This window comes from Bacillus sp. FSL E2-0195 (genome assembly GCF_038003645.1).
Taxonomy (GTDB): domain Bacteria; phylum Bacillota; class Bacilli; order Bacillales; family Bacillaceae_G; genus Bacillus_A; species Bacillus_A mycoides.
Genome location: NZ_JBBOPN010000001.1, coordinates 4,641,429 through 4,654,863 on the forward strand (window position 1 = coordinate 4,641,429; position 13,435 = coordinate 4,654,863).

The following is a 13,435-nucleotide window of genomic DNA, read 5'->3' on the forward strand; positions in this document are numbered from 1 at the left end:
AAACAAGCTTCTCATAATTTCAGGACTAATACAAAAAATGTATTTACTATAAAACATATAAAAGGAGCAATCATCATGAAAAAATTAGTAGGAATCGGATTAGCAGCAGCAATTTCATTCGGAGCATTATCAGGTTGTTCTTTATTAGGAGAAAAAGCGAACGGCTTTGTACTATACGGAACAGATGAGCAAATTCAACAAGTTACAGATAAAAATAAAAAAGAAGTGAAAGAAAAAGACTTCTATAAAATGAAAATGACAACATTAGAGGGTAAAAAAGTTCTTGTAATGGATAAGAAAACTGGTGAAGAACTGGTGAAAAAAGAATTACTTAGCAAAGTTGATAAAAACGATGATACAAGACCACTTGATAAATTACCAGCTGTAACAACAGAAGAAGGCGTGTTATTTGCAAAAGAGAAAGTAGAAAATGCTACACTTGATGGGGCAAAATTAAAATACGAAGGCAACACAATTATCGGAAGTGGCCGTGCATATGCAGACATGTTCGCAATTGTTGACGATGCAACTTATGGAAATGTAAAAGGTGATGAAAAATCTGTTGGTGTATTAAAATTCGATAAAGACCCTAGTAAAGAATTCCCTGGTTACAACGGAGTAGAAGCTTCTCAGCTTGTAAAAATTAAAAAGTAAACAAAAAAGCTTTGCGAAATTCGCAAAGCTTTTTTCTATTTATGAGCAATTTGCTCCATATCTGGACTACAAGTTTGCGACTGACATGACTTACTTAAAGAGCATGCTGCGCATTTTCCCTTTTTACTTCTCTTTACAAAATTAACTAACGTATATGCTGCATAACCAAAAATGATAGCTCCAATTATAATATTGACCATCACCGCGATACATCTCCTTCTAGAATCCCAGTAAGGATCCAACTTGGTATATAATGAGCGTTAATACATAAGCAACAACGAGCGGATAAACGACAGAGAAAACTGTCCATTTCATCGATCCTGTTTCACGTTTAATAACAGCTACTGTCGCTAAGCACGGAACATATAATAAAATAAAGAACATAAATGCATAGGCTGATAGCGCAGTATAATGTGCTCCCATTACATTTCCTAGCACATCTTCTTTAACCGCATAAATAATTGCCATCGTAGAAACGACAACTTCTTTCGCTAAAAATCCTGTTAAAAGGGATGCTGCAGCTTGCCACGTTCCAAAGCCGAGCGGTGCAAAAAGTGGTGCAATAAATCCACCAATCATCGCTAAGAAACTGTCTCCCATATCAACACCAAATCCTGATGGACCTGCATAGTTTAATAACCAAATGACAACAGAACCACCGAAGATGAATGTACCCGCTTTACGAACAAATCCTTTACCTTTCTCCCACGTGCTCAGCCATAACGTTTTCGCTTGCGGCACACGGTAAGGTGGTAGTTCAATTACAAAAATAGATTTTTCTGCTTTTAAAATAGTAAGAGACATAATTTTTGTAACGAGTAATGCAAGAACAATACCTGCAATGTATAAAGAGAACACAACAGTCGCTTGACTATTAGGGAAGAATACTCCCGCAAATAATGCATATACAGGTAAACGTGCTGAACAAGACATAAATGGTGTTACAAGAACGGTAAGTAATCTTTCTTTTTCTTGTTCAATCGTTCTCGCTGCCATAATACCTGGAACGTTACATCCAAAGCCGATAATCATCGGAATAAATGCTTTTCCGTTTAAACCGAAAAACTCCATAATTCTATCCATAACAACTGCAATTCGTGCCATATATCCTGAGTCTTCTAATAATGAAATGAAGAAGAATAGTGCAAAGATTTGTGGAACGAATACTAATACCGCACCAACACCAGCAATAATACCTTCTGTAACGAGTGCTTGAATAAAGTCAGAAGCCCCAACACTTGTGAGCCCAGCTGTAACCCAATCAGTAAGTTGTCCGCCAAAAAATCCATCAAGCATATCAGATAAAGGTGTACCAATCCACGTAAACGTAACCTGAAAAATAAAAAACATAACTGCTAAAAAGATTGGAAGTCCTAAAATTTTATGTGTAATTAACCTATCAATTTTTTCTGAAAAAGGAATTTTTCCTTCTTTCTCATGTTGCATAACATTTGTTTTTAACTTTTCAATATACGCTTCACGAGTCTTGTAAATGTGCTCTTCCAACGTACAATCAAGTTTTCCATCTAAACGAGATCGAATGGCTATAAGTTCCTTATAAATTGGTAATGCTTTCATTTCTTTTTCTACTACTTCGTTATTGCTTAAAAATTGAAGGGCTAACCATCTCGGATGCTCATAATTCGCTGTCTCTAAAAGAGCGATTACCTCTCCAATTCCTTCATCCATTTGTACACCATATGAAATAATGAATGGCTTTTTCTCTTTTTGTTTCTCTTCATGAAGAGTAGTAAGTAATTCTTCACAGCCTTTTCCGGTTCTTGCGATGACAGGAACGACTGTTACACCTAATATTTCTGATAGCCGTTTTACATTAATCACAATTCCTCTTTGCTTTGCCACATCAATCATATTTAAACCAATTGAAACGGGCTTACCAAATTCAAGTAATTGCAATGTTAAATGCATATTTCGCTCAAATTGAGAAGAATCCACTATATTTAACATATGATGAAATTCATCTGTTAGTAGAAAATTCGTAACGACACCTTCATCACGTGAAACTGGATTCAAATCATAAACGCCTGGTAAATCAATTAATGTTCCTTGCTTATCTTTTAATTTACCAACCTTCTTTTCTACTGTTACACCGCTCCAGTTTCCTACATATTCATAAGAACCAGTAAGTGCATTAAATAATGATGTTTTCCCTGTATTCGGATTCCCTAGCAAAGCAACCTTATTCACGCTAATTCCACCTTTATCATTTTCGCGTCACAATGACGAATACTAATTAACTGTCCACGACACTCCAATGTACAAGGACCTTTAAACATCGCTTTCTGTTTCAAGCGAAGTTCGCTTCCTTCCGCGAGACCGAAAGCAGCTAGTCTACGCTTTAATAACTGATCTAAAGACTGAATACTTTTTACTAACACTTTCTCGCCAATTTTAATATCTACTAAGCTCATAACCTTCCCCCTCAGAAGAGAATGATAATTATTTTCAGGAAAATTATATCATACTCTATTTCAATTGGACTATACCCTTTTGCTTCATATTTATTAACATTTCGCTACAATTCTATTTCAATAATTGTCATACGGTATTCATTTGCCATTCTCATCCATTTCGCTTACAATGAACAATAGCAAATAAAGAATCTCGTTATCACAGGGGGAGCCTTACCGCTGAGAGGGAACAATTCGTTCCGACCCTTTGAACCTGTTAGTTAATGCTAACGCAGGAATTGTGCAAACGTCCGAAATACACACCTCTTTTTTTATTTACGTATTTCGTATCCTCCTATGATATCTATTCTTTTTTTGCAACTTGGATTTAGGGGGAGACAACATGCGTAACACCAATTTACAAGCGATGATCGAATCTGCTATTCTTGCAGCCTTCGCCTTGGTCATCGATATTTTACCACTTTCAATCAAAATATCAGCAACAGGCGGTTCCATCTCATTCGCTATGATTCCTATCTTTATTATCGCATACCGCTGGGGCTTCAAAATGGCTTTCTTAGGAGGCTTAATTTGGGGATTATTACAAATTGTCGTAGGCGATGCCATTATCGTCACACCAATTCAAGTAATCATTGAATACTTCGTTGCTTTCGCATTCATTGGATTTGCTGGTTTATTCTATCGTCCAATTCAAAAAGCACTTCTAGCATCTAATAAGAATGAAAACGAACAATCAAACTTAAGTAGCCGTAAAGATAAGCCTTCATCAAAACAAAACCAAGGAAAGAAAGTAATTGGATACATTATCATCGCTACTTTTATCGGTAGTCTAGCTCGTTACTTCTGTCACTTTATTGCCGGTATTATTTTCTGGGGACAATATGCACCGAAAGGTCAATCAGCTATTCTATATTCTTTAATATTTAACGGTAGCACAATGATTGGTTCCTATATTCTATGTACCGTTTTACTTATATTTTTATTTATCACTTCACCAAGATTATTCAAAAGCATGAGTGCTTATCAAATAAATTCACAAAAAAAGGGCGCTTAACTTAGCGCTCTTTTTTCACATCGTAATATCAATTAAAAATACAATAAATGCACAAAAGAAAATAAATACCATTATACTTAGCCAATTGCTATGCACGGTTCATCGACTCCTTACATAACCTCATTTTCTATTCAAAGTATACTGTTTAGAAGTAAAGATTAGGTAAAGATAATATGAAAATAAATTAAAAAAGCGTAGATAGTATTGTCTACGCTTTTTTCGGTAAATAGAAGTAAAATAACACACCATCTTTTGTATTCTTGACCCCATATTCAGCATTGTGCAGCTCTAAAATGTTTTTTGAAATCGCAAGGCCAAGCCCGGTTCCACCTTGTGAACGTTTCCGTGCCGCATCTACTCGATAAAAACGATCCCAAATTTTATCTAATTGTTCTTCTTCAATGTGGGCACCCTTATTTTCAATACACACTTTTATATAATTCTTCTCGTCTATTGTGGAAATAATAATATCCTCTTTATCTGGTGTATAACGTATTGCATTCGTAATGAAGTTCACAATTACTTGTTCAATTCTATTTTGATTCCCAACCACTTCAGCTGGACATATATGTTTGTGCACACTCAGTTCTTTTTTCTCTATCTCCGATGAAAGCTGTTCACATATTTCTTCAATCACTCCATCGATATAGAAAGAATCCATCTTCATGTTATATGTGCCAGACTCAAATTTAGCTAATTCAAGCATATCCAAAATTAGTATATCCATCTTGTCTACTTCTTTTTCCATCGCCTGAAAATAGTAGTCTTTCTTATGTTCAGCTACCCCATCTTTTAAAATGGAAATACAGCTTTTCATAATACTCAGCGGCGTTTTTAGTTCATGCGATACACCCGCAATAAATTCTTTCCTTGTGTTTTCTAACTTTCTTTCTTTTTCAATATCTTGTTCTAACTGTCCAATATGTGAATGTAGTTTATTAGATAATGTATTAATATTTTGCGATAAATCACCAATTTCATCTTTTGAAGTAATCGGAATTTTTTCTGTGAAATCCAAATGAGCTATTTTCTTCGTTGTATCATTTATTTTTAGTAGCGGTTTTGCAATTTGTTTTGAGTAATAAAACGAAGCTAGAAAAATTAGAACGACTACAAATGCAACAATATAGATGTAATAATCTTGCACCATTTGTACAGCCTCATCTACAGGCTGTAAAGAAGCCATCGCATATATATATGTTACCGATCCGTCTTTTTCTTTTTTGGGTTTAATTAATAATTTATATTTTATATCATTTTTTTCATAGTCCATTATTTGTGTTGAATACTGTATATGATTATTCTCTTTTAATAATAAATCAGTTTGAAATTCCTTTATGCTATCTAAGAATAAACTATTTTTATAAATTGGATTCACAGGACCTTTTACATCGGGGAACTGTACTTTCGTAACACGTCCTACTATGGGAGCATCTAATTCCTGAGCAGCTTGCTCCTGAACGGCCGGCTTCTTTTCCTTAACAACTTGTTCCTCAGCTTCTTTCTTTTTCTCCTGATCTAATTTAATCTTTTTCTCCTGATCTAATTTAATCATTTTCTCATTAAATGCTTTTTCTAACGGTTTATTAGATCCACTTAAATTTTGCTTACCTAACGAGAAAGAGAATGGAATAAAACTTTCTTCTTTTCTCACTCCAGAAAAATAAATTTCTTGTCCTGAAAAATTCTCTGATAATTTATTATCAATCTCCTCTATATTGACGAGATTACCTAAGGGAATCTTGAATATTTGTTGTCCAAAGCTCTTTTGTTGCCTACGGTCTATCGTTACTTCAAAATAAAAATCATCCGCATGTTTTAAATTCCCATACTGGTCTAAAGTCGTAATCCACGTATTATTTTCTCTTAAAAAATCTTGCTCCAGTTTCTGAACTTCTTCTGCACTTCCTGCATAATTTAAATAGTTCTTTGCAAAGGAATTTAAGTTCACTTTAATATCTTCCACTTTTCGATTCGCATAATATTGTTTGAAAAATATTGTTTGCCCAATAAATATCGTCGCTAAAATCAACATACATAGAGCTGTTGTAAGTGTAAATAATTTAAGTACAATCCCATTTCTCATATGTTCCCCTCGAATTTATAACCGGTTCGCACTACAGTTGTAATGTACTTTGCTTTCTCTCCTAATTTATTTCGCAAATTACGAATATGACTATTAACCGTTCGATCATCGCCAGCAAATTCGTACCCCCAAATTCTTGAAATTAACTGTTCTCTTGTTAGTACAATCCCTTGATTTTTCATGAAATAAGCTAATATTTCAAATTCTGTATGTGTTAAAGTAATGTCTGCCTCATCAACAGTAACAGTACGTGACGGAAAATGGACGTGAATGCCATGAATTGATAACGTATCATCTTCATTTTCCAAAGGTTTTTTTGATGCTTGTCTGCTTTCTAATAATCGTTTCGCTCTCGCTAATAAAATAGGCGGACTATATGGTTTCGCAACATAATCATCTGCCCCAAGCTCAAACCCAAGTAATGTATCATCTTCATCTACACGTGCCGTCAGCATAATAATTGGAACCCCGGACGTCTTACGAATCCTTCGGCAAACAGACCATCCATCAAGTTCCGGCAACATAATATCAAGTATAACTAAATCGACCTCTTCTTCTTCAAATAAGACTAAAGCTTCTTTTCCATCTCTCGCTTCAAGCACTTTATATTGTTCACTCAAAAAGTAATCCTTTAATATTTCGCGTAAAATATCTTCATCTTCAACAATCAAAATGTTTTTTGACATAATCTATGTCTCCCCCTCTCGCTTTAAGAAATTACTATTCAAAGCTCTATAATTTATTTTGAATTACTCGTAATTAACTTTGCTTCGATAATATATCGATCCGGTGCATCCCCTATATAATCAAATGGATAACAAGTCGTCAATGTTAATGTAGGTTCTTCTTTTTTAACAATAACGGTACGATCATCCGCATGTGTAATCCATGTCTTTTGAATTTCGTATGTGTAAGTTTTATTATCATACTCCAAAATAAGGTTATCCTTTTCTTTTAACTCTCCTAAATCTGTAAATACAGTATCTCGATGCCCACTGAGTACAGTATGTCCTCCTCCAGATGGAGTTGTCGTTAAATCACTAACAAACATACCCACTCCTTTTTTCAAAGTTGCATCATTCGCTCCCCAATAAACAGAAAATTTCTTCTTTATTTTCGGTATATTTAACATAGCTATCTTTTCTCCTTCTTTATGTTGTATTTGAGAAGAAGGTACTTGTGCATTTACTGGTACTTCGCTAGAATGCTGCTTGGATGTTTGTTGTTCAAAATTTTTAATTTCTTCTGTCGTTAAATCTTGTGCAGAACTTTTTCCTTTATACCATTCAAAAGCGTAATAGGCTCCCATTAATAAGCCTACTATCATTAACGTAAATCCAATACGATTTAGAACTGTCACTGTGAATCCCTCCATGCAAAAAATGGTAGGAGTAACCTACCATTTTTAATATATGAAATTATCCCATTCTTTATAGAACAATATTTTATTTATGCCTTAATCTTATTACGACGGTTCAAACCAAATAATGTCCCTATCGCTACAAGACATGCGCTTAATGCCATCATTGCTACATTATTTGATGCTGTGTTTGGTAATTTTTCACCTTGTACAGCTTGTTTCGCTACTTCTTGTTTCGCTGCATCATTCTTTTGCCCTGCCTTAATTGCTGCTTCTTTTTTTGCAAGAGCTTCCTTTTCTTGCACTTGTGGTGTTACTTCTTGTTTCGCTGTATCATTCTTTTGCCCTGCTTTTATTGCTTCCTCTTTTTTAGCCATATCACTTTTTTCTTGTACTTGTGCTGCTTCTTTTTTCTCTACTTCGCTCTTTTGCTGTTCCTTAATTGCTTCTTCTTTTTTAGCTTTATCTTGCTGCATTTGCGCTGATTCTTCTTTTGTTAATGTTCCAGTAGAAGCGCTCGCTACTGAAGAATATCCTACTGTTAAAAGTGCCATTGCACAAATTGGTAATAGTTTTTTTTTCATTTTATTTCTCTCCTTTTATACTTTATTCTAGTAACACATCACGTCGCACCGGATGTATTACTAGAATAAACAAGAGATGTAAATATAAGATGCAGATGAAATGGAATTCTGTTAAAGATTTCATTTTAGAAAAATAAAAAAACACCGTAATATATACGATGTTTTTTCGGGTGTGTGTCTCGATATTTATTTGTTACTTTCGCGTGATTGAGAAGTAGAAAGGGCCGGAGTGATAACTAATTGTCTCGGCTCAGTTTTCTTGAAGTGATTTTTGACGTTACACTTACGACATTGAACGACCCATGCTTTAATAGGATTTGTTAAAATAATTTTTTGCCTTTCGTTAGGGGCCTCTTCTTCCAATTTACAACTATCGCTCCACTTACTCCATTTCATTGTAAATTTAGAAGAAGAATGATCGTCTTCTCGATCAAACGTATGCAAAAAATCCATTTCTCCAGCTAGCATTACGGTGTTACTAGTTGCTAAAAAAGAAAAGGTCGTCCAATGTTTCTCCATGCCCTCCTACTCCTTTTTCACATATAGAGTGCCTAAAACTTAATTTACCTAAAATATGCTTGCCTTTTACCTTACACTTATAGTTTATCCAAAACACTACTATGCAACTATCGATTTGTCTTACAAATCACCTTACATTTTTGTAAGAAACGAAAAAACCTTCACTCTATATACGTGAAGGTTTCTCATTTCTTATCTATATGATCTTTCATATCATCAAGTCCAACTTCTTGCAGCTGTGACATCATACCATGGGAAATTGCGCCTAATACTAAAGTCATTCCAATTAATGAAATCCGAATTGCAGGTACATCAATTATGTAAGCCAACATACCAAGAACGATTGTTAAAAGCAATGCTTTTATAAATGTTACACTTGTATACTGTTTCTTTTTCATCATAATCACCCTTCACGGAAGCGTTTTCTTAATATGATCAGTATATCATATCATCTGACTATTTTGTGGGCATTTCTGTAAAAACCTTATATCTTCTTTGACTTTTTTCTTTCTATCCTTTACAGTCGAAATGTTCACAAGTTTTACACTGTAGGAGGATTCAAATGAAAATTGAAATAAAAGACACTTTAATTTCTGAAGAACAATTACAAGAAAAAGTAAAAGAACTAGCACTTCAAATCGAACGTGATTTTGAAGGAGAAGAAATCGTTGTAATCGCTGTATTAAAAGGATCTTTCGTATTCGCTGCTGATTTAATTCGTCATATTAAAAACGAAGTAACTATCGATTTTATCTCTGCATCTAGCTACGGAAATCAAACAGAAACAACTGGAAAAGTAAAACTATTAAAAGATATCGATGTAAACATTACTGGAAAAAACGTAATTGTCGTAGAAGACATTATCGATTCTGGTTTAACACTTCACTTCTTAAAAGATCACTTCTTCATGCATAAACCAAAAGCATTGAAATTCTGTACGTTACTTGATAAACCTGAACGCCGTAAAGTGGACTTAAAAGCTGAATATGTTGGCTTCCAAATTCCAGACGAATTTATCGTTGGCTACGGTATCGACTGCGCAGAAAAATATCGTAACTTACCATTTATCGCTTCAGTTGTAACGGAATAATATAATAAAGTGAAACCTTAATCAGTGGGATTTTTGTCCATTCCCAATGATTATTGGCCCGCAAATAGCGGGATCAAATAAGCTTCCATGCATTATTGGTGGAAGTTTTATTTCTACCGTAATTTATAAAAACAAAGGGAGAGATGAAGAATGACAAAAACAAAATTTGAAAAAGTACTCCTCATCGTAAATCCGAAAGCAGGACAAGGCGATTTACATACGAACTTAACAAAAATCGTACCACCACTTGCCACAGCTTTTCCTGACCTACATATCCTTCATACGAAAAAACAAGGTGATGCAACAAAATATTGCCAAGAGTTTGCTAGTAAAGTAGATTTAATTATAGTCTTTGGTGGTGACGGAACTGTATTTGAATGCACTAATGGCTTAGCCCCTCTTGAAACTAGACCTACACTTGCAATCATTCCAGGCGGAACTTGCAACGACTTCTCTCGCACACTTGGTGTTCCGCAAAATATTGCAGAAGCAGCGAAACTCATTACAAAAGGACATGTAAAACCAATTGATGTCGCAAAAGCAAACGGACAACACTTCTTAAACTTCTGGGGCATTGGACTCGTATCTGAAGTATCAAACAATATTGATGCAGAAGAGAAAGCAAAGCTTGGTAAAATTGGTTACTATTTAAGCACCATTCGAACTGTAAAAAATGCTGAACCATTCCCAGTAAAAATTACTTACGACGGACAAGTGTATGAAGATGAAGCTGTCCTTGTTATGGTTGGAAACGGTGAATATCTCGGGGGTATCCCATCCTTTATTCCGAACGTAAAATGTGATGACGGAACACTTGATATTTTCGTAGTCAAATCAACAGGCATTCAAGCGTTTAAAGATTATATCGGAAAGAAACTATTTGAAGACTCAAATGAAAATGACATCTTCCACGTCAAAGCTAAATCCATTCATATTGAAACAGAAGAAGAAAAAGAAGTAGATACAGATGGTGAAAGCTCTCTTCATACACCGTGTCATATTGAGTTGTTACAAGCGCACTTTACGATGATTTATAATCCTAATATTGTGTAATGAAAAAAACGAGTGATATCACTCGTTTTTTCTCTTCTAATCTAATTATATCGTTGTATAATTTCTTGTATTTCTTTCACTCTCTCCAAAGTAATTCCATTTCTTTGTTCTATCGCTAAAGGGTGATTGGTTGGCTCTAATTCAACATACGGCGCCATTCCAACTTCTCTTATATGTATATTTGTCTTTAAATTTAGTGTTTCTGGATAAACTGGTATTTCTACAGATAACCAGCCAAAATGAGGATCGCTATTTTCTCGCCCTCTTTCATCCCACTTTTCTAGTACTTTATCATAACTTTCTTTACTAAGTGAGACCCACACAGCCCAGATGAAATTTTCGTGGTAATCAATTATAGGAAGTTCTAAACACCCTCTAATGAAGTAATGTTCATCGTCCATTATGCAAAGATCTGATGTTAAATGGAAGCGTCCCTCTCTTTCATGAGGTGCTACCTCGTAGTAATAATATGGTGCTTCACTTCCATAACATAAAGGGAGTGTAAAGCGATTCATTTGTATCTTTTCTCCGGACTTTCTTCTTCTTTTCATCTTTTGTTATTCTCCTATTTTTTATATAAATTTAACTCTCAATATTATCTAAATGAGTCTTATAATATTCATCACACTCTACTATAGTAGGAAGAATCCCTCTTTCTAATCTATCTTCTCAATTTTCCAAACTAAATTAGCCGGATCGTTTTTCTCCAAAAAGGTTAACATCCACATAGTTTTCCCTTTATCGTTCATCAACATCACTTTATAGTTTAATTTCCAAGCCACGTCACTAACATGATTAAACATTTTATACATGTCTTCTTCTCTAATAAGTTTGTCTTTTCTAATTAACCTTCTAGTTCTATACTCCCTTATTTCTAAGTAAATATCAGCATAAGCCACTTCATGCTGACAAATTATACTACATACATATTTTTTATTTAGACTACTCTTCTTTATATATGCCAGTTCATTTTTATAATCCAAATCCAGTATCTTATTGTATGCTTTTTCTAACGCCTCTATATCCCAATCATATTTCACAGCTAAATTCTTCATTTCAGAGTGTACAATACGAAGAGCTAATTCTTTTTTCTCTCGATTTGATAAATACGAAAAATCCTTTTCACTCCCATAATCTACAAAAACATTAATATATTCAGGGGAAATCTGATATTCCTTCTCCCACTGATTTAATAATGAAATATCATCCACACAGTGAATCAAGATACCTTTTTCATAGTCTGTTCTTAACTTTGGCATATGTCGCCAATATAAAGAAGTAATACAGCTCGTTTCTTTAAAAAAAGATATTTCTTCATCGTAGTTGCTTGAGGATGTTAATTTTAATATCTCTAGGCTACTTATATTCTCTTTTCTTTTTAGAAACATTAATTGGATATCTCTTATAATTGGCATTTACTCTCTCCTTCTTAATACCACTACGATTATATAATTAATTCTCTAGCACCAACTAATCAATTTCAACCCAGCCCATTCCCATAGAGAGAAATAAAAGCCCCACTACAAAAAAGAGCGCACCAATTAAAAAGTAGAATGGTGCTCCGTGCAGCGGATCACTAAATAACCCTAGAATATTTTGTGCCACTACTGTCCATTTATCTTTCTTTGAATCTTTTTCTTTTATTTCTTTTACAAACCTATAAATACTTAGGCCAATCAAAAGGATGCCTATTAATAGGCATCCTACTATAATTAAAATCCCCAATTATAACACTCCATTTAAATACCATTGTCATACACACTTCATTTTAACTAATAAAAAAGCGAAAGAGAACATAATTCCCACTATGTTTCCTTTCGTTTCACGAGAAATTTCATCACTATTTTTATTCCTTAACAATCCGAAAATAAGAACGAACCGTTAAGAAATAATAGCCAATATACATGGTGCTATACAGACCAATACTAATTAATAACGGGACTGCAATTTCATACGGAAGTACTGCCGATAAGCCTTTTAGCACAAATAAACTATGTGAAACTCTAACTACTAATGGATATATTCCTCAATTACTCATATTAAATCTATTTTAATTCAGTTCTCTTAAAATTTTTTTTGATAGTATACTCATTTTCCTTTATAGTTCTTTAGGCTTATCTGAATTGAAATAAGAGAAGAAAAAGAGGTAGAAACATGCGGAGAAGGTTGACGGCATACACCGTGTCAAATTGAATTATTACTAAGGCGTTCAACGATGATTTATAATCCTGAGCTTGTATAATCGCTATTTCGCTATACTTTAACAATTACTAACCTTCGCATTTTTTTAAAAAATACAGTATAATGAATAAATAAAAGGTTGTTAACAAAAAACGTTAACAACCTTTTTTGTTTTTTCCGAAAAACTTTTCAAATTAAAGAAGCGATCACATGTATTGGAGAAAAAATGATAAACCTGTAGAAGAACCAGAAGCAATTGCTGTGTGGGAATGCGAAGCAGACGACTGCCTTGGATGGATGCGTAAAAACTTTTCTTTAGAAGATAAGCCACAATGCCCGTTGTGTAAAGGCGACATGAAAAGCGGCGAACGATTACTACAGAAGTTATAATACCTTTCCCTCTTTATCTTTTATATACTGAA

General features: G+C 34.1%; 17 protein-coding genes, 1 pseudogene and 1 riboswitch. Of the genes and pseudogenes, 5 read left to right on the forward strand and 13 right to left on the reverse strand.

Annotation, left to right across the window (positions count from 1 at the left end):
* Nucleotides 1-75 precede the first annotated feature (75 nt).
* The gene (locus MHH59_RS24015) at nucleotides 76-654 is read left to right on the forward strand and encodes a lipoprotein BA_5634 family protein (RefSeq protein ID WP_340852527.1); all 579 of its coding nucleotides are present in this window, start codon (nucleotides 76-78) and stop codon (nucleotides 652-654) included.
* Between the two features lie 35 nt (nucleotides 655-689).
* On the opposite strand, the gene MHH59_RS24020 is transcribed toward MHH59_RS24015, so the two are convergent.
* From MHH59_RS24020 to MHH59_RS24030, 3 genes are read right to left on the reverse strand one after another with little or no spacing between them, the layout of a single operon-like run.
* On the reverse strand, nucleotides 690-857 hold the full coding sequence (locus tag MHH59_RS24020) for a FeoB-associated Cys-rich membrane protein (RefSeq protein ID WP_000989601.1): 168 nt from the start codon (nucleotides 855-857) through the stop codon (nucleotides 690-692).
* 16 nt (nucleotides 858-873) lie between these two features.
* Nucleotides 874-2,862, reverse strand: a complete 1,989-nt coding sequence (feoB, locus tag MHH59_RS24025; protein ID WP_002167503.1) for a ferrous iron transport protein B — start codon at nucleotides 2,860-2,862, stop codon at nucleotides 874-876.
* Nucleotides 2,859-3,086, reverse strand: coding sequence for a FeoA family protein (locus MHH59_RS24030; protein WP_000060512.1), 228 nt, complete (start codon nucleotides 3,084-3,086; stop codon nucleotides 2,859-2,861). Before MHH59_RS24030 ends, feoB begins: the two co-directional genes overlap by 4 nt.
* 194 nt (nucleotides 3,087-3,280) lie before the next feature.
* A riboswitch (TPP riboswitch) is annotated at nucleotides 3,281-3,382 on the forward strand.
* Nucleotides 3,383-3,468: 86 nt separating this feature from the next.
* Here MHH59_RS24030 and thiT point away from each other — a divergent pair.
* Complete coding sequence (gene thiT, locus MHH59_RS24035) at nucleotides 3,469-4,140, forward strand: energy-coupled thiamine transporter ThiT (protein WP_078178543.1); 672 nt, start codon at nucleotides 3,469-3,471, stop codon at nucleotides 4,138-4,140.
* A 208-nt stretch (nucleotides 4,141-4,348) separates the two neighbouring features.
* Here thiT and MHH59_RS24040 read toward each other — a convergent pair whose 3' ends face one another.
* The 6 genes from MHH59_RS24040 to MHH59_RS24065 all read right to left on the reverse strand — a co-directional run bounded on the left by MHH59_RS24040 (nucleotide 4,349) and on the right by MHH59_RS24065 (nucleotide 9,090).
* The gene (locus tag MHH59_RS24040) at nucleotides 4,349-6,226 is read right to left on the reverse strand and encodes a sensor histidine kinase (RefSeq protein ID WP_078213633.1); all 1,878 of its coding nucleotides are present in this window, start codon (nucleotides 6,224-6,226) and stop codon (nucleotides 4,349-4,351) included.
* Nucleotides 6,223-6,912, reverse strand: coding sequence for a response regulator transcription factor (locus MHH59_RS24045; protein ID WP_000041840.1), 690 nt, complete (start codon nucleotides 6,910-6,912; stop codon nucleotides 6,223-6,225). Before MHH59_RS24045 ends, MHH59_RS24040 begins: the two co-directional genes overlap by 4 nt.
* Nucleotides 6,913-6,965: 53 nt before the next feature.
* Complete coding sequence (locus MHH59_RS24050; RefSeq protein ID WP_002129602.1) at nucleotides 6,966-7,586, reverse strand: class D sortase; 621 nt, start codon at nucleotides 7,584-7,586, stop codon at nucleotides 6,966-6,968.
* 89 nt (nucleotides 7,587-7,675) lie between these two features.
* Complete coding sequence (locus MHH59_RS24055; protein WP_002129604.1) at nucleotides 7,676-8,170, reverse strand: LPXTG cell wall anchor domain-containing protein; 495 nt, start codon at nucleotides 8,168-8,170, stop codon at nucleotides 7,676-7,678.
* A gap of 186 nt (nucleotides 8,171-8,356) precedes the next feature.
* Nucleotides 8,357-8,689, reverse strand: a complete 333-nt coding sequence (locus tag MHH59_RS24060) for a hypothetical protein (RefSeq protein ID WP_000410949.1) — start codon at nucleotides 8,687-8,689, stop codon at nucleotides 8,357-8,359.
* Nucleotides 8,690-8,874: 185 nt separating this feature from the next.
* On the reverse strand, nucleotides 8,875-9,090 hold the full coding sequence (locus tag MHH59_RS24065) for a hypothetical protein (protein ID WP_002129607.1): 216 nt from the start codon (nucleotides 9,088-9,090) through the stop codon (nucleotides 8,875-8,877).
* 161 nt (nucleotides 9,091-9,251) lie between these two features.
* On the opposite strand from MHH59_RS24065, the gene hpt reads away from it, so the two are divergent.
* Nucleotides 9,252-9,779 carry a hypoxanthine phosphoribosyltransferase gene (hpt, locus tag MHH59_RS24070; protein WP_000687586.1) on the forward strand — a complete coding sequence of 176 codons (528 nt, stop codon included), beginning with the start codon at nucleotides 9,252-9,254 and terminating at the stop codon, nucleotides 9,777-9,779.
* Between the two features lie 150 nt (nucleotides 9,780-9,929).
* Nucleotides 9,930-10,832: a diacylglycerol/lipid kinase family protein gene (locus MHH59_RS24075; RefSeq protein ID WP_002192389.1), complete on the forward strand. Its 903-nt coding sequence runs from the start codon at nucleotides 9,930-9,932 to the stop codon at nucleotides 10,830-10,832.
* A 41-nt stretch (nucleotides 10,833-10,873) separates the two neighbouring features.
* On the opposite strand, the gene MHH59_RS24080 is transcribed toward MHH59_RS24075, so the two are convergent.
* The 4 genes and pseudogenes from MHH59_RS24080 to MHH59_RS30890 all read right to left on the reverse strand — a co-directional run.
* Complete coding sequence (locus MHH59_RS24080) at nucleotides 10,874-11,383, reverse strand: DUF2199 domain-containing protein (RefSeq protein ID WP_016127563.1); 510 nt, start codon at nucleotides 11,381-11,383, stop codon at nucleotides 10,874-10,876.
* Between the two features lie 105 nt (nucleotides 11,384-11,488).
* Nucleotides 11,489-12,247, reverse strand: coding sequence for a hypothetical protein (locus MHH59_RS24085; protein ID WP_340852537.1), 759 nt, complete (start codon nucleotides 12,245-12,247; stop codon nucleotides 11,489-11,491).
* A 55-nt stretch (nucleotides 12,248-12,302) separates the two neighbouring features.
* A complete protein-coding gene (locus MHH59_RS24090; RefSeq protein WP_002143525.1) occupies nucleotides 12,303-12,557 on the reverse strand; it encodes a hypothetical protein in 255 nt (84 codons plus the stop codon).
* A 121-nt stretch (nucleotides 12,558-12,678) separates the two neighbouring features.
* Nucleotides 12,679-12,849, reverse strand: a pseudogene (locus MHH59_RS30890) (FtsX-like permease family protein); the annotation flags it as partial.
* 374 nt (nucleotides 12,850-13,223) lie between these two features.
* Between MHH59_RS30890 and MHH59_RS24100 the strand changes: the two are divergent.
* Nucleotides 13,224-13,403 (forward strand): cold-inducible protein YdjO-related protein, encoded by a 180-nt coding sequence (locus tag MHH59_RS24100; protein WP_002015777.1) that lies wholly within the window; start codon nucleotides 13,224-13,226, stop codon nucleotides 13,401-13,403.
* The last annotated feature ends 32 nt before the right edge of the window (nucleotides 13,404-13,435 follow it).